Here is a 19,857-nt window from a genome sequence, read left to right as displayed (position 1 = left end):
AGTTTTTCTTATTTTCGAATAGGATATTGCACGATGAACCGAACAACAGGTATACTAGTAATTGAACTAATTATTTGTTAATTAAAATAGTTTGGATACGAGGTGTTTATCTATGGAAAATATACTATCTTTTAATAATGTTTCTTTACGAAAAGGTGCACGAACGATTTTAAGCGACATCAGCTGGAAATTTCGTGAAAATGAACAATGGGCGGTACTCGGCTTAAATGGCTCCGGAAAAACTTCACTTCTCAATGTTATTATGGGGTACCACTATCCATCAGATGGAGAGGTAACCGTACTCGGAAATAATTTCGGCAAGACAAACTTACAGGAACTTCGCAAAGAAATTGGATTTGTTAGTACATCATTGGACCGATTTTCACAGCTTACAAATAATGAAAAAGTGGAAGAAATCATCGTCAGTGGCAAATTTGCCTCATTCGGTTTATACGAAAATGTTTCCCCAATGGATTGGGCGAAAGCTGATTCTTTACTGGACAGTTTTCGCCTCAGTTATTTGAAAGGTAAATTGTTTCATTTATTATCACAAGGTGAAAAAAGAAGAGTATTAATCGCTAGATCTTTAATGAGCGACCCGAAAGTTCTGATTTTAGATGAACCGTGTACGGGTTTGGATATTCTTTCCCGAGAAGAAGTCCTTCATTTAACAAAGGAAGTGATTGGAAAAGACCGACACTTAATTTTTGTGACACATCATATTGAAGAACTTGTCAAAGAAATTACTCATGTCCTCCTTCTCCATGAAGGTAAAGTAGTTGCGGCCGGGCCAAAAGTAGATGTCTTGGATGCTGATTTATTATCCAAAACGTTTGAAGTACCTGTGAAGGTTCGCTGGGAAGAAGAACGTCCGTGGCTAACCATCAAAACTCCTGTTGTTTAATGGCTTCGACGGTATAGAAAAAAACTGACTAATTAAAGAGATTCATCCGTTTTTCTATTCTACTCATTCGATTGTACAAAGCCCAGATGAACAGAATCCGCAATCCGTTCGTAGCCTATTTCTTGGTAGATCTTATTCGATGTCTGATTCAATAAATCTGTGTACAGCACACAAAAGTCATACGCTTTGAGAAGCTCCTTCGTGCCGGCAGCAACCATCGTCCGGGCATACCCTTTTCTACGTTTCTCTTTCGGCGTGAAAACAAGAGAAACGGTTACGCCCTGTTTTGTAGGTCGTGCCTTTTTCATCATAGATACGACTTCCCCATCATGCTCCCAGAGAAATACCTCCTGTTCGGCGATGAACAACGCGATACGCTTTGTCACTTCTTCCGCCGCAGTAATCGGAAGTCCTGAATCTTCTTCAAACAAATTGAACCATTTCTCAATTAGCGGACAGTCGCTTTCTCCCGCGTAACGCCAAGAACCAGGACTTTGTTCAAGCGATTCATTGACCCTATCCAAGCGATACAATCCTTGATCCATTAGCAATTGATGATCCATGCCCGTTTCCACTTGCCATTTCTCTGCAAAGCGGTACACCCATGGTTTTAGACTGATGACAGAATTAATTTCAAAATCAACTAAACTTTTTATCAATAAATCCACACTTTCATCCAAGCGATTTTCATCGACAACAATTAGATTAAGCGGATGTGGAGACGTCATTTGGCATAAAGCCAGTACTTCTCCACGCTCTTCAATTGTCGCCATAAACGGCTTATCATATCGACCTGCTTTAATCGCCTGCAAAACACCAAAGAAGAGACTATATACATCTTCTCTGTCTGCTAAAATCGGCTCTGCCTTCAAAGCGAATTCATGTACATCTTCATACAGTTTAAACTCCATGTCTCAAAAACCCCCATTTCTGTATTTATATCAATTTTACAGTATATTGAGCTTATTGTATGTAGCACTTTTTCATTTCAACAAAAAGAATCGACAACAATAAAAAAGATATGCACTAAAAACATGCATATCTTTTTCTATGTATACCAATTGGGCTTCACCAAAACATCGGTTTTTGCACCATAAGCCAAAGCATTATGAGCATAAGACCAATATAGATCCAAGACGTTCTGTTCAAACTATTAAGGATTGCATTTTTATCTTGTTTAGGGTCGTGAAATCTACGAAGTACAAATGTAAAACCTTTTGCAAGAAAAACTGCGGAAAGCAACATAACAGCAAGTGTCATAACAACCCAGGAAGTATACCATGGCCAAGGCCCAAGAATGATTAGAAGCACGCCTGTGAAAACGAGGACATGGCCTGCATGCATCACGGCACGGATGATGACATTGATAATAGACAAATATACTTTTTCAATTTCAGTTTCAACGCCACGCAACCGTTTAATGATTGGCATCAGGATGAATAATGGACCTATGGAAAGTACAGCACTGACGACGTGCAGAAATATGATTGTACCATAGATGTCCAGTATCATTCAGAACATCATTTCTGGACCGGACTATATTCGTGTACCCATACACTCATCGTCGGCAACCAAGGCATTTTTTCATGCATGGCAAGAATCGATTGTTTGTACTCCTCCATATTCGCATAACCTTCGTGCTTCGCATGCTCGTCCGTCATTTCCCCAAGGGTCTGTTTATATAGCGCGTCGACTCTAAACTCTTTGCCATCAAGAACCATAATTTCTTCAGGATACGCATAGACACCATTCCGTCTTGTCGCCGTTTTTTGGCCATCCAACACTTTCTTCACATCTGCGGGAATCGTAACAAGCCGTTCAATCGAACATGTTTTTTTAGGGAATTCAGTCAAATCAATCACTCCATTTCTTAGAATAGCTTCTGCTTCTATCATACCGCTTTCCCTAACTAATTGCGAGAAACGTGAAGCCTAGAACGAAACAAAAAAATGGCCCAGTCCTCGTAAGGAACATGAGCCTAATCACTAAGATTACCATATTATATTCACTATCGGTTGTCAATAAGCCGTTCATTGATCCCGGAACGACACCAACCTTTTAAAGTAATCAACGCACCTCAAACAATTACGTTAATTAAAACAAATATGGTAGTTTAAACTTTCACGATTGAATGAGTGACTCTACTGAGCATTCTAACCAAGTAGTTCAATTAAGGGTGAAGCCTTTAGAATGTTTTCAGTAAATTCGCCATTTCAATCGCCGCGGTTCCCGCATCCCAGCCTTTATTGCCAGCCTTCGTTCCGGCACGTTCAATCGCCTGTTCAATTGTATCTGTTGTCAGGACACCGAAGATGACGGGAATGCCTTCTTGCATAGTAATGGCAGCCACCCCTTTGGCGACTTCACTGCAAACATAGTCAAAATGGGGTGTTGCTCCTCGGATTACTGTCCCTAGTGTAATGACCGCGTCATACTTTCCTGTTGCAGCCATTTTCTTCGCTACAAGTGGAATTTCATAAGCACCAGGCACCCAAGCGATGTCAACATTGCGATCATCGACACCATGGCGACGTAGCGCATCTTCAGCTCCACTCAATAACTTTCCTGTAATAAATTCATTGAACCTAGAAACAACAATCCCAATTTTTAATTCTGTTCCCACCAAATGTCCTTCAAAAACTGTTCCCATTATAAATCCCCCTTAACTTTGCAATAGATGCCCCAGTTTTTCTTTTTTCGTTTCCATGTATACTTTATTCTCTTCTTTAACTGGCATTTCAATTTGAATACGCTCTGTTACTTCTAAGCCATGTCCAGCAAGTCCTGCGATTTTCCGTGGGTTATTTGTTAGTAGATGAATGGATGTCAACCCTATATCCCTTAAGATTTGTGCACCAATCCCGTAATCCCGAAGATCATCCGGAAATCCTAATTTCTGATTTGCTTCGACTGTATCGTATCCTTCTTCTTGGAGTTTATAGGCTTTCATTTTATTGACAAGGCCTATACCTCTCCCTTCCTGACGCATATATAACAGGACGCCCCTGCCCGTTTTTTCAATCTGGGCAAGCGCAGCATGCAACTGTGGGCCACAATCACAGCGACACGAACCGAAGACATCACCTGTCAGACATTCCGAGTGGACTCGGACAAGTATGTTTTCGCCATCGCGGATATCACCTTTTACCAAAGCGATATGTTCCCGCTCGGTCAGTTTTTCAATATAGGTGACCGCTTTAAACTCCCCAAAATCTGTTGGTAAATGCACATCAACAATGCGTTCTATCAGCTTTTCATTTTTCCTGCGATACGCAATCAAGTCTTGGATTGTCAAAATAACAAGATCAAAGCGCTCCGCAATTTCTTTCAATTGCACGGTTCTCGCCATCGTACCGTCGACGTTCATGATTTCACAAATGACGCCGACAGGTTCTGCACCTGCCAGTTTTGCCAAGTCAACAGCCGCTTCAGTATGTCCAGCCCGTTTCAATACACCACCTGACTTCGAGATTAATGGAAATATGTGACCTGGTCTTCTGAAACCGGACGGACGGGCATCATTGGCAAGCATCGCCAAAATCGTTTCAGAACGTTCAAATGCCGAGATCCCAGTATGGCAATCCGAATGGTCGATGCTGATTGTAAAAGCAGTTCCATGTGCATCGCTATTTTTTTCCGTCATAAGTCCAAGCTCAAGCTGATTTGCTTTTTCTTCCTCGATTGGCACGCAAATAAGTCCGCGTCCTTCCGTCGCCATGAAGTTAATCATTTCTGGTGTAGCAAATTCGCCCAGCGCAACAAAGTCTCCCTCGTTTTCACGGTCTTCATCATCCACGACGATGATTGCTTTTCCTTTTTTTAGTTCTTCAACTGCTTTTTCCACTGTAGTGAACAACTATGCCGCCTCCTTTAGTCGAGAAACCCACTCGCAGCAAGTGAATCCATCGTCAGACTGCCAGCGGGCTTCCCTTTATCGGTCGTTATCAATCGTTCCATATACTTTGCAAGTATGTCACATTCGACATTCACTTTTTCGCCAATCCGTTTTCGTCCGATTATGGAATCTTCCTGCGTAACGGGGATTAGTGAAATGATGAATCCTTTTTTAGTTACGCCAAAGACTGTAAGTGAGGTCCCATCCACTGTGACGGAACCTTTTGGAATGAAATAGTTCAAGTATTCGCTAACAATATCAATTTCCATATAGATGGCGTTCTCTTTTTGACGGATTGCGATAATTTCTCCGGTTCCATCAACATGCCCACTTACAAAATGGCCGCCAAAACGACCATTTGCGGCCATTGCACGTTCCAGATTCAATCGGTTTCCAAGACGGAGCGTGTGAAGCGTCGTCGCTTTGACTGTTTCAGGCATGACATCCGCTGTGAATTGATGGGTCGAAAAATCTGAGACAGTCAGACAGACACCATTTACTGCGATACTGTCCCCTTTTTTGACATCTTCGAGTACTTTTTTGCAGCGTATTGATAGTTTAAACGAGTTCGAATCTTGTTGAACCGCTGCCACTGTACCGATTTCTTCTACGATTCCTGTGAACAAGAACAATCATTCCTCCTTCAAAAAGCGGGCATGCAGCCGGACGTCCTCGCCGATTTGTCGCACATCCAATAAGCGGAGTGATTCACTGTCCGCCATGAGATTCCGCTTTTCATCAATGAATAAAGAACTGCCGTTGCCAATCAATTTTGGAGCCATGTACAAATACAGTTCATCCGCGAGTCCCGCGTTAATGAAACTTGAATGGACACGACTGCCGCCCTCAACGAACAACGTCATGATTCCTCTCCTTGCAAGATGATTTAGTACTTCCTCCAAAAAAGGGGCTGTTTCAGAAATCCTTTCAATCGAAACGAAGGGATGTTCAAAAAAGACCGTTCTGGACTTGTCTGAATCGAGTGTAAAAATAATTGTTTCGACAGCACCGTCTGTGACGATATTTGCTGTTTTAGGCGTCCTGAGATACCGGTCTAGAATAATACGAATTGGGTTCTTTCCACCATGGGGCAAACGGGTGGTGAGGAAAGGGTTATCGTGAAGAACGGTTTGTACGCCGACCAAAATTGCGTCATGGATATGGCGGAGGTGATGGACATCATTTCTTGAAGCATTCGATGTAATCCATTTGCTGTCCCCAGTCTGCGTTGAAAGGCGGCCATCGAGCGTTGTGGCTGCTTTCAAGGTGACGTATGGTTTTCCGTAGTTGATGAAATGAAAAAATGCCCTGTTCAATTGCTCTGCCTCTTCCTGTAATAGGCCGGTTATTACTTCAATCCCGGCATCTTGAAGAAGCCTGATGCCCTTTCCATTGACGGAAGGGTTCGGATCGATGGACGCGACGAAAACACGACAGATTCCTCTCTTACGAATGAGGTCCGTACACGGGGGTGTTTTCCCGATGTGAGCACAGGGTTCAAGCGTGATGTAAAGATCCGCGCCGACCGATTGCGTGCCTGCCATCGTTAGTGCATGCACTTCAGCATGTGGAGTCCCTGCTTTCAAATGCGCACCTGTCCCGATGATTTGTCCATCTTTTACACATACAGCGCCGACTAGTGGATTCGGTGAGGTTTGTCCCTCTGCTGTCCCTGCCAGGTCAAGAGCTAGTTTCATATAAAATTCATGGTCCATTGCCATTCCCCCTTTCAAAAATACTAGAGGGCAGAACAATGTGGGCATGGCACGCATATCCAAACAACTTCTCCCATCCAGACTCTAACTGTCGGCGCCGGAATTACACCAGCTCCACCGCCTTCTATTAAAAGGAAGGACGGGTCACGGACTGACGAGCATTGCTCGATCACCGCCGGTAAGGAATTTCACCTTGCCCCGAAGAGTATGTTTATGCGTACCTATTTTAAGTTAGCATAATTCTTTGATTAAATCAAAAAAGACTCAGCCCGATTGAACGGGACTGAGTCTCATAGAGAATTTTACTTATTATTCAAATCTTCAATTGACTTGATATCCATATACTCCGGTACCACAAGACCAATTTTGACACCTTCCATATTGACGCCGAGCTCCTCAAATTCACCTTCGAACTTATCGGCATATGTTTTATGTGTCACCGGCATCCAAGCTGCAAGTGAAGCATCTACACTACCATCAGCGACAGCCGTCCACAGCGGACCCGCTTCGACCTGTGTTAACGTGACTTTGAAACCCATATCTTCTAAAACGATTGTCATAACATTATGGCTAGCAATTTCACTATCCCATGCAACATAGGCAAGATTGACTTTGTCTCCGTCCACTTTTTCTACGCCGTTTGTCCATTCAGCTACTTTATCTTTGTTTGCATCAACCCAATTTTGTGCTGCTACATCCTCTTTTTCACCGTCTTGAATCGCTACCATTATTTCACCCATATCTTCTTCAGTCCATTTGAACTGTGATAAGATCTTATGTGCTTCTGGTAGGTCATCCGCTAATCCAAGTCTACCAATCGTACGAATCTGTTCTTCCCCACCATACACACCTTTTGGATCTTCAAGATACTTCAAATCGTACTTCGCAAATTTCCAATGCGGCGTCCAACCTGTCACGATGATCGGTTGTTCTTTATCATAAGCCTTTTTCAAAGATGCTGTCATTGCAGAACCTGACCCCGTTGTAAGTTCCCAATCCTTGAGTTCGTATTCTTCAATCACTTTTTCAGTTGCTTCCATAATACCTGCGCCTGGGTCAATACCTGTGATTTTATAATTAAGTGATTCGCCGACAGATTTCGTCTCTTCTTTACCTGTTTCTTTCTTGTCATCATTACCACATGCGGCAAGTCCGACTGCGAGTAGAGCGACAGCTCCAAGTCCTAAAACTTTTTTAGTCAATTTCATAATGTAGTTCCCCCTTGTTTTTTCTTTCCTGCATGTTGCGTAATCCGGTCAAGGATGATGGCAACGATTACGATGGACAGTCCGGTCTCAAAACCAACGCCCGTTTTCAATTGTGTTACAGCCTGATACACTTTTTGACCAAGCCCTGGTGCACCAACCATCGAAGCGATGACTACCATCGATAAGGCCAGCATGATGCTTTGATTGACACCTGCCATGATTGTCGGTTTGGCAAGTGGAATTTGCACCTTGCTCAACCTTTGCCAAGTCGTCGAACCGAATGCTTCCGTTGCTTCAATCAAATCCTTTGGTACTTGCTGAATACCAAGCATTGTCAAACGGATTGTGGGCGGCATTGAAAAAATGACTGACGCCACGACACCTGGAACAACACCGATATTGAAAAAGAATATCGCTGGCAGCAAATAGACAAATGCTGGCATGGTTTGCATGAGATCCAATATCGGATTAATAATTTTACGGGCTGTCGCTTGTTGCGAACCCCATATGCCTACCGGAATTCCAATCACCAACGCGAAGAACACAGAGGTGAGTACAAGCGCAAGCATTTGCAACATCGGGTGCCAGTAGCCCAAGTAATCGATAAACAGCAAGCCGATTAATGTGAATAAAGCAATGCGCCGGGTGGAAATGAACCACGCGAGCAAGGCAAACAGCACGGCAAGTAAAATGGATGGCACCATATCGAGCCACTCCACTGACCCTTCAACAATACCTTTAAGGAAATCTGCAATCCCGTCAAACAACGCACCAAAAGTCACTACAAGCCAATCGACACCAGCGTCAATCCATTCTGCAAATGGCAATCGAGGTAAAAGTTTATCCATCTGTCTTCACCTCCGTATCCGTTTGTTCATCAGAATCGAAATTTCCGTTATTATTTATAAACTGATTGTCACCTGATAATGCGCCAATCAGTGCACCACGAATAATAATTCCCTGTAGCCTTTTATTTTCATCTACGACTGCAACTGGGATAACAGCTGTCGATACGATATCAAAAAGATCAGTCAGTACGGTATCTGGAGGAATCATCGGAAGGTCAGAAATCATTATTTCTTCAAGTAACTTCCCTGTTTCAATAGCTGAACCAGCATCTTGAGCAGTGACTGCACCTAAAAGACGGTTTGCCTTGTCAACAACATAAATTGAAGATATCCCGAGCTGTTTCATCATACGAAGTGCTACCCTCGCTCCACGATCGACCTGAACCGTATCCGCTTTTTTCATAATATGACCCGCTGTCAATACTTTGGAAAGATCCACGTCTTCGACAAAGCGTTCTACATATTCGTTCGATGGACTCATCAATATTTCTTCCGGTGTCCCAATTTGAACGATATCCCCGTCTTTCATCAAAGCGATACGGTCTCCAATACGAAGCGCTTCGTCCAGATCATGGGTAATGAAAATTATTGTTTTCCCCATATCATGATGAAGTTGTAAGAGCTCATCTTGCATATCTTTACGAATGAGCGGGTCAAGTGCACTGAACGCTTCGTCCATCAATAAAATATCCGGACCATTGGCAAGCGCCCTAGCTAGACCCACGCGCTGCTGCATTCCTCCGCTCAATTGACTTGGAAACTGATCTTCATACCCTGCAAGTCCGACTAACGCTAAGGATTCTTTTGCTTTGGCTTGACGTTCTGCCTTCGCAACCCCTTGGATTTCCAAGCCGTACTCTGCATTTTCAAGAATCGTTTTGTGGGGAAAGAGTGCAAAGTTTTGAAAGACCATACCGATTTTTTTACGTCTTACTTCACGAAGCTGTTCTTTATTCATCCTGACAATATTTTCACCGTCTAATAGGATCGTGCCCATCGTTGGATCAATCAACCTGTTTAATAACCTAACCAGTGTCGATTTCCCACTTCCCGACAAGCCCATGATGACGAATATTTCACCTTCATATACATCGAAGGATGCATTTTTCACACCAACAGTTGCGCCAGTTGCTTTCAAAATCTCACTCTTTGTTTTACCTTCGCCTAGTAGCTGTGCCGCCCGCTTACTATTCTTGCCGAAAATTTTCGTCGTATTGATCACTTCAATTTTTTTAATGGCTATTTGCTCACTCATGCGTCCACTCCTTACAGTTTCAAAACTTGCGAATGTCTACTAGTATAGCCCTAACAAATTTGCATTACAACCGTTTTAACCAATTAAATCGTTTGAACGGAAAAAACTGTACAAACTAAAATAATTATAAATTGCTTTTTTAAACTAGATAGAATACGCTATAAGAAAGTGGCTAGTTAACGCTAAAGTTAGCTAATGGCAGTGGAGGGAACACGTTTATGGACGGTACTGAAAAACTAAATAAAACCCGTGAGCGAATTATAGAGACTATTGCACAAAACATACATCTTTACGGTCTCTCACCTTCTGTCGGCAGACAGTATGGCACGATGTTTTTTCATAATGAACCGTTGACATTGGATGATATGACCGAAGAACTCGGAATGAGCAAAACGAGTATGAGTACATCAGTCAGAGCATTAACTGATTTGAAATTAGTGGAGCGTGCGTGGAAAAAAGGCGTCCGCAAAGATCTCTACCAAGCGACAGATGATTGGTATCAAAGCTTCATCGATTTGTTTTCAATTAAGTGGCGAAGATCTATTTCACTTCACTCTGTTTCGATTAGAAAGTCCTTGGCGGAATTGGAAAGTCTGGTGAATGATCCTACTGTGATTGAGGAAGTAAAACAAGATGCACAATTGGACATCGCGAAACTGGTTTATATCCGAGATTATTTTGAATGGCTAGATCGTCTTGTTGATGTATTTGAGAGTCATGATATTTTTAACTTTGTACCGATGAAGGACAGTTCTAAGGATTGATGATATAAAAAAGACGGCATACAGGGTAAACTAATCCTGTGTGCCGTCTTTTTTATTGATTTATATGGTTGTCAATTATTGCTCTTCAGCTATATATGTTGAAATAAAGAACCCTACTAACAACGCTCGGCGCTTGGGGATGCCTTCGCTGGAGATTACGGGAAAATCATAAGTTCAACATATATAGTTACAAATAACTTTTTTATACTGATAGCCGCTTTCGCCGTCTTACCAAACAAATCCCACCGGCCAATGTGGAATTTTATAGAGACCGGAAAGATTATTCCGCTCCGCCATTTCTTCCATAATTGCCACTGTATGGTCATAGGTATCATCGTTTATTTTCTCGACCGACTCTGGAATACTAATATAGCCCGATGTCAATTCGGCAATATGAAAAGCATGTTGAAAAACAGCTGCCTCGCCAACAGGTTCGTATTCAGGTATAAAATGCGGCATAACGATGGTGTGATCAAAGTTCACATGTTTTAGCGCACCAACATCCATTGAAAAACCAATGCCTGACTTATAAAAACCAACGACTTTAAAATCCATTACTTCAGAAATCAATTCCAAGGAAAAAATATCACCGAGTTCATAAATATCCTTATATGCATTTCCCAACACAACACTAATTGGTTCGTTCGGTGCCGCAAGTGTAAAATCAGACATCTGAAGGTTTCTGCCCTCCTCAATACTGCTATCGAAGCGATTGAAAATACTCTCACCTAATAAAACCGTCTTTAATGGCGTTGTCATAATTTCACTGCCTCCCCGATCGCTGTAAACAACATTAACTGGGTTTGAAATCTTCATGTCAACATCGGCGTTTTGATACCGTTCATATCCATCCACAAAACTTGTATCACCCTCATAATATCCCCTATAGGCTAAAGGATTATCACTCACAAGAACATAATCAAAAACCGTTTTCATTTCATCATACATAGCCTTTACTTCTTCAATCGGCACACTTGCTACACCATCTGAAAGCTCTTCAAAAGCAAACACGGTTTTATAGTAGGGCTCAAATGAAGGTATATCGGAAATATAATTTATGTACCCCTCGTAATCATCAAACGACGGTGGTTCAAGTGCCGTCGTTTGCGATTTTTCCGGTACAACTGTTTCGGTCTGAGTTTGTTGTACAGCTAATACACTAACATCATCTGTTGCGCTACATGCTGTCAACAAGACGAGAAACATAATTCCGACAATGGTATAAATAGGCTTTGTAAAGTGTAACAATAAAGTTTTCATCTGACTAACCATCCTTTCTTTTCACACACTTTCGTTTTCCGCTTATAAAACCTATAAAACCTAAATAAACAAAGATTTTACTATTGGTTGTACTTGCAACTGTACTACCGATGATAAAGAATGGAATACCAGCCCAAATGAAAAAAGTTGGGATTAACAAAACCAATGCAATTAAAACCAACATAAAGTTTTTCTTGAGCACATTTATATAGCTCTCGCAATAATGCAGAAGTCGGGATAAGTGGTGTGAGAGCTCGGCTAATTAATGATTAGCCTCCTACTCGATTAGGTATAAAATTATATCCATAACAGTTTTTGGTATTTCATTAATGTCTTTACAAAATTTCTCGTTTTATATTTAGTTAAATGTGGTTAACTCTTCTGAAACAGAATTTAAAAATTCCTTTTTAAATTTAATATAGTAAGCCTCATCTATCCTTGCACCTATCATTCCATCGATTAATGATACCGATTGTATCGAGGGAAGTTCCATTTTATTCTCAAACAATTGTTCAATTGGAATATTTCCTTCTATTTTAGTAGTAAATTGTTTTAATTGTGTTTGTGGTAATACGTTTATTGTTTGATTTATAACTGCATTGATGAGGTTTAATTGGTCCTCTTCACCCAAGCTTCTTCCCACTGTAGCATCCATCAGTAGTGCCACAACCTCTTCTCCATTCAAACGATGCGTCCCCTTTTTGAATTCAAATGCCACTGTAGATATTGCTCTTACTCGAATATCTTCTTGCAAGTCGTAATCGATACCATTCACTGAATCAATCATTGTTGAAAAGGTTTTTAAATCCATAACAGCATAATAATCAATTGTTAAGTCAAATAGGTTAGAAAGTGCTGTTCTTACATCTTCAGCTCCTCCCGAACCGTTAACATAAGCATGTGACAATTTATCATATGGAGTAGTTCTATCATTTTTATCCAATATAGGAACATAAGTATCACGGGGGATCGATAGAGCTTTCATCATCCTTTTATCTTTACTATAAGTAAGTAAAAGGTTAATAGGTATTCTATTATTATCATCTTTCACCGTTAATAGAGTAGTTAAAAACTCGTCTTCTTGAAATACCGATCCACTTACATTAGTTGAATTATTTGCATTAGTTTCCTTATTTTCATTAATAAAGCTTCCAGGAAGAATCGAGGGAATAAACAAAAATATACACAAGCCTACCACTAATAAAGAAACTGTAAGTGGGGCGAATTTTTTTGAAGAAGAAACAAAAGATTTCTTTTGTGTATTATTCTTTTTCTCCAGTTTATGAATTTGTTCAAATACTTCATTACGGTCTTCTTTCGTAAATCTTAGTTCTTGAATGGTCTTATTAGTAAACTTTACTCCTAATCGTTTATCTTCCATTGAATTCTTCCTCCTTTATCATCGACTGTAATTTTTGCTTTGCTCTTCTTAATCGGGTTTTCACTGTATTAACTGGAATATCTAAAACAGTAGCAATTTCTTCTGAATTTAATGAATCATAGTAGTATAGAAAAACCACTTCTCGATATACTTTTGGAATAGAAAAGATTGTGTCTTTCATTTCTTCGCTATTGTATTTATCAATAATAGTTTTTTCTACTGATGGAGATATGGACCTTGCCGTTTCATTCATAAAACTTTTTACTTGGACCATTTTGTAATTCCAACTTTTTAAGTAATCTTTACATTCGTTAATGGTTATACGATAGAGCCATGTTTTAAATTGTGCGTCATTTCGAAACGAATCCAAGTTTTTGTAGCATTTGATAAACGTATTTTGAACCATATCCTTAGCAATCTCGGTATCTTTCACATAAGAATATGCCAATCGTACCAACTCGTTACCATATTCGATCATCATATTTTCTAAAATAAAGTCTTTTTCTGTTTTGTCCATTCTACTACCCTCTCTTTCAACCTAACTCAAATTCTCCTATTAGACGATTAGCAAATCACAATAGGTTCAATTTGTTAAAAATAATTATCAAACTTACAATGATGCTCTTTATTATTGGCGACAATTAATTTCCATTACATTTTCACATATAAAAAAGCATCGTTTAAGATGCTTTACTTTGCGAATCTTCGATAACATTACCATAAACAAGTTTTAATAGTTTGATTTTATCATTAAATTGAATTCCACCATACCCTATAACGGTATATATCTATAAATATCCTATTCCCCCAATTGGCCTTGATACTGAATAGGCGCAGGCCCTTACTCTAGAACCGCGCCCGATTGAGGAGCAAGGGAGATGCTCAACGAGCAAAAAAAATCAAAAAGTAAGTTTATTTTCGGTTCCTGAAAGCAGCCTTTGTATATTTTTCATATGCTTAAAAATAATTGTAAGAGCCATTACGCAGGCAAATATATTAAAATATAAGGTATGCTCAAATACAGGAATAAATGAAATAGCCACAATAAGCATTATGGCGCATATAGTACCTAAAGAAACATAACGTGTTAAAGCTATTATTATCACAAAAAAGCCAATGCATAGAAGGCCCATAACCCAGTCAGCCATAAACAGGACAGTCACTGCTGTAAGTGCGCCCTTTCCCCCTTTAAACTTAAAATATATTGGCCAATTATGCCCTATAACTGCCCCGGCGCCTGCTACTAAAAGGCTTACGGAATCCATAGCTACTCCCGAATAAAAGTATACGGGAAGTAACAATCCTATTAGACAAGCAATTACCCCTTTTAATATATCTCCAACAAGTACAAATATCGCTGCAGTTTTACCGAGAACCCTCAAAGTATTGGTAAGACCGGCGCTTTTGCTTCCGTGGCTTCTTATGTCTTTACCATATATTTTTCCTACAATCACTGCTGTATTAAGACTCCCTAAAAGGTATCCCAAAATTAAGGCCGCAAAAAGCTTTAAAATATCAATCATTACTCCCCCCCCGGATTAATTTATTATATCTTCAACTATATAGGACTCAACCATAGCCAATACCCTTTGACTCTTCCACAATCTGGCCCGATTGTTGCACAAGACTGTTTAATTTTCACGGTTTTCTACCTCACTCAAATATTAACAGAAAAGTTTCTGTATTGATACCGCATTGCGAGTATTCAACGACCTTGCACGATTCAAAAATACTTACTATAAAAGTCATGTCTTAACTTTCCGCTTAAATGAGCATAAATTCTTGTTGTCTCACTTTTTTCATGACCTAGAAGGCTTTGAACTACTTCAAGGGGTGCTCCGTTATCTACCATATGCGTCGCATAACTGTGACGTAATTGATGGGGGTGTATCGGTTTTTTCATACCAGCACGGTTTGAAATACGTTTAACAATGTATCTCAGGGTATCTATGCTCATACGCCTCTTGGGTCTACGCTCTGTGACAAACAAGCCCGGTTCGTCATCGTCACCCTCCCCTAAGTACCTTTCCAACCAAATCGCACAGCGGATATTAAAATAAACTTCTCTTTCCTTATCACCTTTACCAAGCACAATTACCGAGTTTTCCATGAAATTAATATCATCTCTATTTAATTTCGCAACTTCCCCAATACGACAGCCTGTCGAATAAAAAAATTCAAATATGGCTTTTTCCATTGATGTATGGCACCCTTCTCGTAAGTGCTCGATTTCATGTTTTGAAAGAAACTTTGGAATCCGCTTGCCTAACTTTGGCTCTTTTAATTTTGCGGCTGGATTTTTCAGGATAATACCTTCCTCATGTGTCCATTTAAGCAACGACTTAATGAATCGTATCCGATGCCCCAAACTAGAAGGCTTCAAATGTCCGCAAGATTCGCCAAGGTATTGTTTTAGGTTTTCCGTTGTAAGCTCACTCATCTTGATATCACCGAAATAACGCTTTAAAAGATTACATTGAAATCCATACGTTTTCAGTGTAAGAGGGGAATAACCTTCAATTCTTTTATCAGACTGATACTTTGCCCATGCTACCGTTAATAACATATTTTCACACTCCTATACTATTAATCAATTAAATTGATCTTAGTATGGATTTTTTATACAACCTTTATTCAACAATCGAAAAAAAAGACAGATGCTTTACCATTCTCACTAAATCTGCAAAAGAAATATCAATATATTTCGGTTCGTAAAAGTACACCTTTACGAACACCCTTTTAAAAATGAAATACACAACAAAATATCATTCGTAGACATATTAAAACCATTTTCGAACGTTCACCCATTTATTTGCGACTTCCCGAACGGATATGTAAACTATAAGAAACAAACGTTCTTCAAGGGGTGTTCTATTTTGGAATCTCGAAAGTTTGGCTATGTCCGAGTAAGCGCAAAAGATCAAAATGAGAATCGACAGATTGAATCGATGAAAGAAATAGGAATTGGTGATCGAGATATATTCGTGGATAAACAATCGGGGAAGAACTTTGACCGGGAGAATTATCAATTGATGAAGAGAATGATGAGGAAAAGTGATACTTCTCTATATTCACTCACTTGACCGGTTCGGACGCAACAAGGAATACATTTTAAATGAGTGGAGAGAACTGACAAAGGAAATTGGCGTTGATATTGTTGTTTTGGACATGCCTTTGTTAGAAACCACAAAACACAAAGACAGTATTGGGACATTTATTTCCGACCTCATTCTTCAAGTTTTGTCTTGGATAGCAGAAGATGAACGGGAACGTATTCGTAAACGGCAACGTGAAGGTATTGATTCAGCCATGTCCAATGGTATTAGATTTGGTCGTCCTTCGCATCAAATAACGGAAGAATTTTTACAAGCCTATAATAAATGGAAAGCTAAAGAGATCACGGCAGTAAAAGCCATGGAAGAAGCCCGTATGAAGAAAACATCATTTTATAAGATGGTTAAAGAGTACGAGATACTGGAAATGAAATAATACTGTACATGTCTAGAGATAATAAAGTTGTTTAATTCAGTTGCAGAGCATTCTAATTAATCCCGCAATATTAGTTGGTTCGGTTACTTACTATTGTTGGGCATTGTGAATCGTAATGTCTTGTGGTGGTACTACATAGTCATCTTCAAGGAGAATTGTAATTTCAGAACCTCCACTATACTTAATACCATAAAACATCGTTTTAATTATCCATTTTAAGCGCTCTATTTGTTCCTCTCTGTCGCTTAAGTCAGCATGATACTTACGAAAAAAACATTGTATATTTTCGACATGCAGTTGCTCGGAAGGGAATTGTATCTCTAAGATGTAGCAATCGGATAACCGCATCCATTTCTTCTTTAAATCAAGATGGATACCTAGTTCATCTTTGATTCGTTCATCTAGCTTTGATAGAAATTCTGGACACTCTCGAATATTGCTATAATCAAGCGGATTTTCCTTAAATAAAAATGCATTGATATAAAAGTCTTTAAAGAGCTTATGATGTATCCACTCTTGCTCCATATCCCCACCACGCTCTGCTTGTAACGTAATGATGTGGTCGCCACATCGAACGGTTTTCGTTGCTAAGTGAATTTCTATTCCATGCGCTTGTAAGAACTGTTTCAGTTCAGTCTCTTGTGTCACCGATTCTGTTAAATTCAACAAACCCATTTCTCTAATCGTTTGGCAGTCGGTACAGCTTGTTGTAACATGAAGCCCTTTTAACCAAATATCTTGTTCCAATACAGCCTCAATGTCGATACCACACTCATCTAGAAAGTCATTTATGTAACACTCATTGTTGTTTTCATGTCTATATATCTCGATGGTCGATTTTATAACGCCCCATAGTTCTTCAAAAGATTGATAAAGTGCGTCAGCAGAACGAAAATCAATTACATGCGCCATTTTTTTACTCCTCTCTATTCACTACTTCTTCCATCGACTTAAATATTCTAACATCTAAACTTCTCTTTTTAGAATGAATACGGCTACTCGATTTCATCACTCGAGACAATTTTTCACCATTTATCGTCATGAAACTTACCACGTAATGCCACTGTACGTATCAACACGTGGAGACGCATACCAGCTGGGGAATAAAGCAATTTCAGTACGACCTTAAAGCGGAATGCGCTGGATAACAACTTGACACGGAGCCTCTACGGGCATCAGTCCCAAGCCAGGAAGTCAGCACTACGCGGCTGACTTGCCCCGCCAAGACGATCATGCCCGCCCCTCAATGTATAAAGTTGTAAGAGGAAGAATCGGTAGCCTCCACCAATCATTGTGTATCCTTATCTCTCGCAAGCAGGTATCAATTATACAATGGTATGAGTTGGTAAACAGCCTGTCGTTTCCTGGTATATTTATTGTCATTTGGCGGTAAAAAATATGTCATGAGTGGTACATTTCATTGGCTGTAATCATAGGTTGTCAAAACACAGGGGTTGTGATAATAGAAACACATAAAAAATGAATCAAAGAAGTTATAACCTCACTCACTTTTTTCGAAAGAATGTAAATAAAATACATATTTAAAATAAACTTCTGCCAAGCTTGGAGTGAGTTGCATCGCCTGCAAATTCATCGCCGTAACCTTATCATCTACAACTTTCCATTTATACACGCAGGGTGCTCACATGTATAATGGTTCAGTTTTTATCAATGGCATAGCATTATTCACAAATGTTACTGTGTTTCCGTTATGCATCCAAAGTGGTTCATAGCCTTCGAATTCAGTTGCCAGTATTTCTTTAAGTGTTTTCCCATTCACATTATATTCTTGAACTATTTCCACTAAGTCCATCTCTTTAACCTCCAACAATAGTATTATGTGCCATATAGTACTATCGTTCGGTAATCAGTAGTGATATTCCTTTATTTAAAGCAAAACATTTAAACAGATTGGCTAGTCTTATATTATCGCACCAAAACTCAAATGGTTTTTACACGATATTAATAATTTTAGGAAAAGTGATTTTCAGGACATGCATAGCATGCAATCATGATTGCTTGAACTTTCACGATAGATTGTTGCATAATAGGTACTTCAAATTCCTTCGATATCTTTTTGAATGCAAAAAAATCACTCCCCTGGATAGGAAAAACCGGTTTTAATATAGTTCGCGTAAAATGCGTAGGTATCTCTTCTGAATATGCCAAAGTAATTTTTGGACGTGTAATACGTCTACCTAACTTCTCCTTTAAACAAGGAATACAAAGGCTGAAAATTTGTGCCGGATCTCTTTCTGCATATGCAAAAAGTATAACTGGTTAGCTTCGCAAAAAACACTCATAGAATCAATGATGATTATGATTCCATAAGTGTTTTTAGTTAGGTGACAGCGGATTCGTAAACTGCTTTATTGAATATATCTTCGAACATCCTCTACACTTTCGTATCTAAAAATATTGAGCAATACGACTTTCAAAGTAGCCATGTCGGAATTCATGATGCCGTCTTTCATGTCTTGAGGAACTTTCCCAAACTTTTCAATCAACAGTTGAATCGCAGTTTCGGATAAAGCCGTTACTCCACCTTCTTCCCTGCCTTCTGCTCTACCTTCTTCTCTGCCTTCCTCCATCCACATTTCTGCCAATGTCATGGTCACTTCACTCCCTTCAGGATAAGTTATTTCAATTTGACGAATCATTTTATTGATGTTGCACTTAGTTAAGGATTTACCAGCGCTAAATATATAACGCATAATCAATTCCAAATATTAGGTCCCCGTTTGCCTATCTTTTAATTCGTTCAAATAATGAATTGAGTAAAGTATAGACTGCTCTATTTTGCCGCAATCTTTCGTGAATATATCACGGAGAAGCGTCAATAAGATCTTTGTCTTTGCTTTTCCCTAATTTAGTATTATACAGTCTAATCCTGCTCTTCTCCAATGCCAAGTGGTAAATTGTTAGTGTATCCCATAGCAAAAATATCGGATTAATATTATGAGTACCTGTATTCGTGCGAAGCTTAACCCGCTCCGTGAGAAGCTCAATGGTCAAATTGCGAAGCCTGGAACTTAAAACGACTATTTAACTAAACCTTTTTTGTTTTTCTGTACGAGGCTCGGGACTTAATACAGCTGTTTGACTAGACTTTTATTCATTTTTCGTACGAGGCTCAGG

The 19,857-nt window shown here is 39.6% G+C and carries 20 protein-coding genes, 1 pseudogene and 1 riboswitch; of the genes and pseudogenes, 3 read left to right on the top strand and 18 right to left on the bottom strand.

What is annotated here, in order from left to right:
• Positions 1 to 112 precede the first annotated feature (112 nt).
• Positions 113 to 904, top strand: coding sequence for an ABC transporter ATP-binding protein (locus H4683_RS06715; RefSeq protein WP_192598072.1), 792 nt, complete (start codon positions 113 to 115; stop codon positions 902 to 904).
• A gap of 59 nt (positions 905 to 963) precedes the next feature.
• Here H4683_RS06715 and H4683_RS06710 read toward each other — a convergent pair whose 3' ends face one another.
• The 10 genes from H4683_RS06710 to H4683_RS06665 all read right to left on the bottom strand — a co-directional run bounded on the left by H4683_RS06710 (position 964) and on the right by H4683_RS06665 (position 9,825).
• The gene (locus H4683_RS06710; RefSeq protein ID WP_192598071.1) at positions 964 to 1,815 is read right to left on the bottom strand and encodes a GNAT family N-acetyltransferase; all 852 of its coding nucleotides are present in this window, start codon (positions 1,813 to 1,815) and stop codon (positions 964 to 966) included.
• Between the two features lie 157 nt (positions 1,816 to 1,972).
• Entirely contained in the window at positions 1,973 to 2,416 is a 444-nt protein-coding gene (locus H4683_RS06705; protein WP_192598070.1) for a hypothetical protein, read from the bottom strand.
• Between the two features lie 8 nt (positions 2,417 to 2,424).
• A complete protein-coding gene (locus tag H4683_RS06700; protein ID WP_192598069.1) occupies positions 2,425 to 2,799 on the bottom strand; it encodes an ASCH domain-containing protein in 375 nt (124 codons plus the stop codon).
• Between the two features lie 290 nt (positions 2,800 to 3,089).
• A complete protein-coding gene (ribH, locus tag H4683_RS06695; RefSeq protein WP_192598068.1) occupies positions 3,090 to 3,554 on the bottom strand; it encodes a 6,7-dimethyl-8-ribityllumazine synthase in 465 nt (154 codons plus the stop codon).
• A gap of 12 nt (positions 3,555 to 3,566) precedes the next feature.
• Positions 3,567 to 4,760 (bottom strand): bifunctional 3,4-dihydroxy-2-butanone-4-phosphate synthase/GTP cyclohydrolase II, encoded by a 1,194-nt coding sequence (locus H4683_RS06690; protein WP_192598067.1) that lies wholly within the window; start codon positions 4,758 to 4,760, stop codon positions 3,567 to 3,569.
• A 14-nt stretch (positions 4,761 to 4,774) separates the two neighbouring features.
• Positions 4,775 to 5,425 carry a riboflavin synthase gene (gene ribE / locus H4683_RS06685; RefSeq protein WP_192598159.1) on the bottom strand — a complete coding sequence of 217 codons (651 nt, stop codon included), beginning with the start codon at positions 5,423 to 5,425 and terminating at the stop codon, positions 4,775 to 4,777.
• Positions 5,426 to 5,431: 6 nt separating this feature from the next.
• Positions 5,432 to 6,514, bottom strand: a complete 1,083-nt coding sequence (ribD, locus tag H4683_RS06680) for a bifunctional diaminohydroxyphosphoribosylaminopyrimidine deaminase/5-amino-6-(5-phosphoribosylamino)uracil reductase RibD (RefSeq protein WP_192598066.1) — start codon at positions 6,512 to 6,514, stop codon at positions 5,432 to 5,434.
• Between the two features lie 61 nt (positions 6,515 to 6,575).
• Positions 6,576 to 6,723, bottom strand: a riboswitch (FMN riboswitch).
• A gap of 93 nt (positions 6,724 to 6,816) precedes the next feature.
• Complete coding sequence (locus H4683_RS06675) at positions 6,817 to 7,722, bottom strand: glycine betaine ABC transporter substrate-binding protein (RefSeq protein WP_275403065.1); 906 nt, start codon at positions 7,720 to 7,722, stop codon at positions 6,817 to 6,819.
• Positions 7,719 to 8,570, bottom strand: coding sequence for an ABC transporter permease (locus tag H4683_RS06670; RefSeq protein WP_192598065.1), 852 nt, complete (start codon positions 8,568 to 8,570; stop codon positions 7,719 to 7,721). The genes H4683_RS06675 and H4683_RS06670 overlap by 4 nt, the downstream gene beginning before the upstream one ends.
• A complete protein-coding gene (locus H4683_RS06665) occupies positions 8,563 to 9,825 on the bottom strand; it encodes a quaternary amine ABC transporter ATP-binding protein (RefSeq protein WP_192598064.1) in 1,263 nt (420 codons plus the stop codon). The genes H4683_RS06670 and H4683_RS06665 overlap by 8 nt, the downstream gene beginning before the upstream one ends.
• A 218-nt stretch (positions 9,826 to 10,043) precedes the next feature.
• Between H4683_RS06665 and H4683_RS06660 the strand changes: the two genes are divergently transcribed.
• Entirely contained in the window at positions 10,044 to 10,589 is a 546-nt protein-coding gene (locus H4683_RS06660; RefSeq protein WP_192598063.1) for a GbsR/MarR family transcriptional regulator, read from the top strand.
• 228 nt (positions 10,590 to 10,817) lie between these two features.
• On the opposite strand, the gene H4683_RS06655 is transcribed toward H4683_RS06660, so the two are convergent.
• The 5 genes from H4683_RS06655 to H4683_RS06635 form a co-directional block, all read right to left on the bottom strand.
• A complete protein-coding gene (locus H4683_RS06655) occupies positions 10,818 to 11,849 on the bottom strand; it encodes a hypothetical protein (RefSeq protein WP_192598062.1) in 1,032 nt (343 codons plus the stop codon).
• Positions 11,850 to 12,207: 358 nt separating this feature from the next.
• Positions 12,208 to 13,230, bottom strand: a complete 1,023-nt coding sequence (locus H4683_RS06650) for an LCP family protein (protein ID WP_192598061.1) — start codon at positions 13,228 to 13,230, stop codon at positions 12,208 to 12,210.
• Positions 13,220 to 13,747, bottom strand: coding sequence for a sigma-70 family RNA polymerase sigma factor (locus H4683_RS06645; protein WP_192598060.1), 528 nt, complete (start codon positions 13,745 to 13,747; stop codon positions 13,220 to 13,222). Before H4683_RS06645 ends, H4683_RS06650 begins: the two co-directional genes overlap by 11 nt.
• Before the next feature lie 382 nt (positions 13,748 to 14,129).
• Positions 14,130 to 14,753: a glycerol-3-phosphate 1-O-acyltransferase PlsY gene (gene plsY / locus H4683_RS06640; protein ID WP_192598059.1), complete on the bottom strand. Its 624-nt coding sequence runs from the start codon at positions 14,751 to 14,753 to the stop codon at positions 14,130 to 14,132.
• Between the two features lie 200 nt (positions 14,754 to 14,953).
• Positions 14,954 to 15,796 carry a tyrosine-type recombinase/integrase gene (locus H4683_RS06635; protein WP_192598058.1) on the bottom strand — a complete coding sequence of 281 codons (843 nt, stop codon included), beginning with the start codon at positions 15,794 to 15,796 and terminating at the stop codon, positions 14,954 to 14,956.
• A gap of 310 nt (positions 15,797 to 16,106) precedes the next feature.
• Between H4683_RS06635 and H4683_RS06630 the strand changes: the two are divergent.
• Positions 16,107 to 16,719: pseudogene (locus tag H4683_RS06630) on the top strand (recombinase family protein).
• 90 nt (positions 16,720 to 16,809) lie between these two features.
• On the opposite strand, the gene H4683_RS06625 reads toward H4683_RS06630, so the two are convergent.
• The 3 genes from H4683_RS06625 to H4683_RS06615 all read right to left on the bottom strand — a co-directional run bounded on the left by H4683_RS06625 (position 16,810) and on the right by H4683_RS06615 (position 19,445).
• Positions 16,810 to 17,631, bottom strand: coding sequence for a hypothetical protein (locus H4683_RS06625; protein WP_192598057.1), 822 nt, complete (start codon positions 17,629 to 17,631; stop codon positions 16,810 to 16,812).
• 730 nt (positions 17,632 to 18,361) lie between these two features.
• Positions 18,362 to 18,532 carry a hypothetical protein gene (locus H4683_RS06620; protein WP_192598056.1) on the bottom strand — a complete coding sequence of 57 codons (171 nt, stop codon included), beginning with the start codon at positions 18,530 to 18,532 and terminating at the stop codon, positions 18,362 to 18,364.
• Between the two features lie 556 nt (positions 18,533 to 19,088).
• A complete protein-coding gene (locus H4683_RS06615; RefSeq protein ID WP_192598055.1) occupies positions 19,089 to 19,445 on the bottom strand; it encodes a hypothetical protein in 357 nt (118 codons plus the stop codon).
• Positions 19,446 to 19,857: the final 412 nt, after the last annotated feature.

The sequence above is a fragment of the Sporosarcina limicola genome (genome assembly GCF_014873855.1).
GTDB lineage: Bacteria > Bacillota > Bacilli > Bacillales_A > Planococcaceae > Sporosarcina > Sporosarcina limicola.
This window is presented reverse-complemented; position numbering and strand designations above follow the sequence as displayed.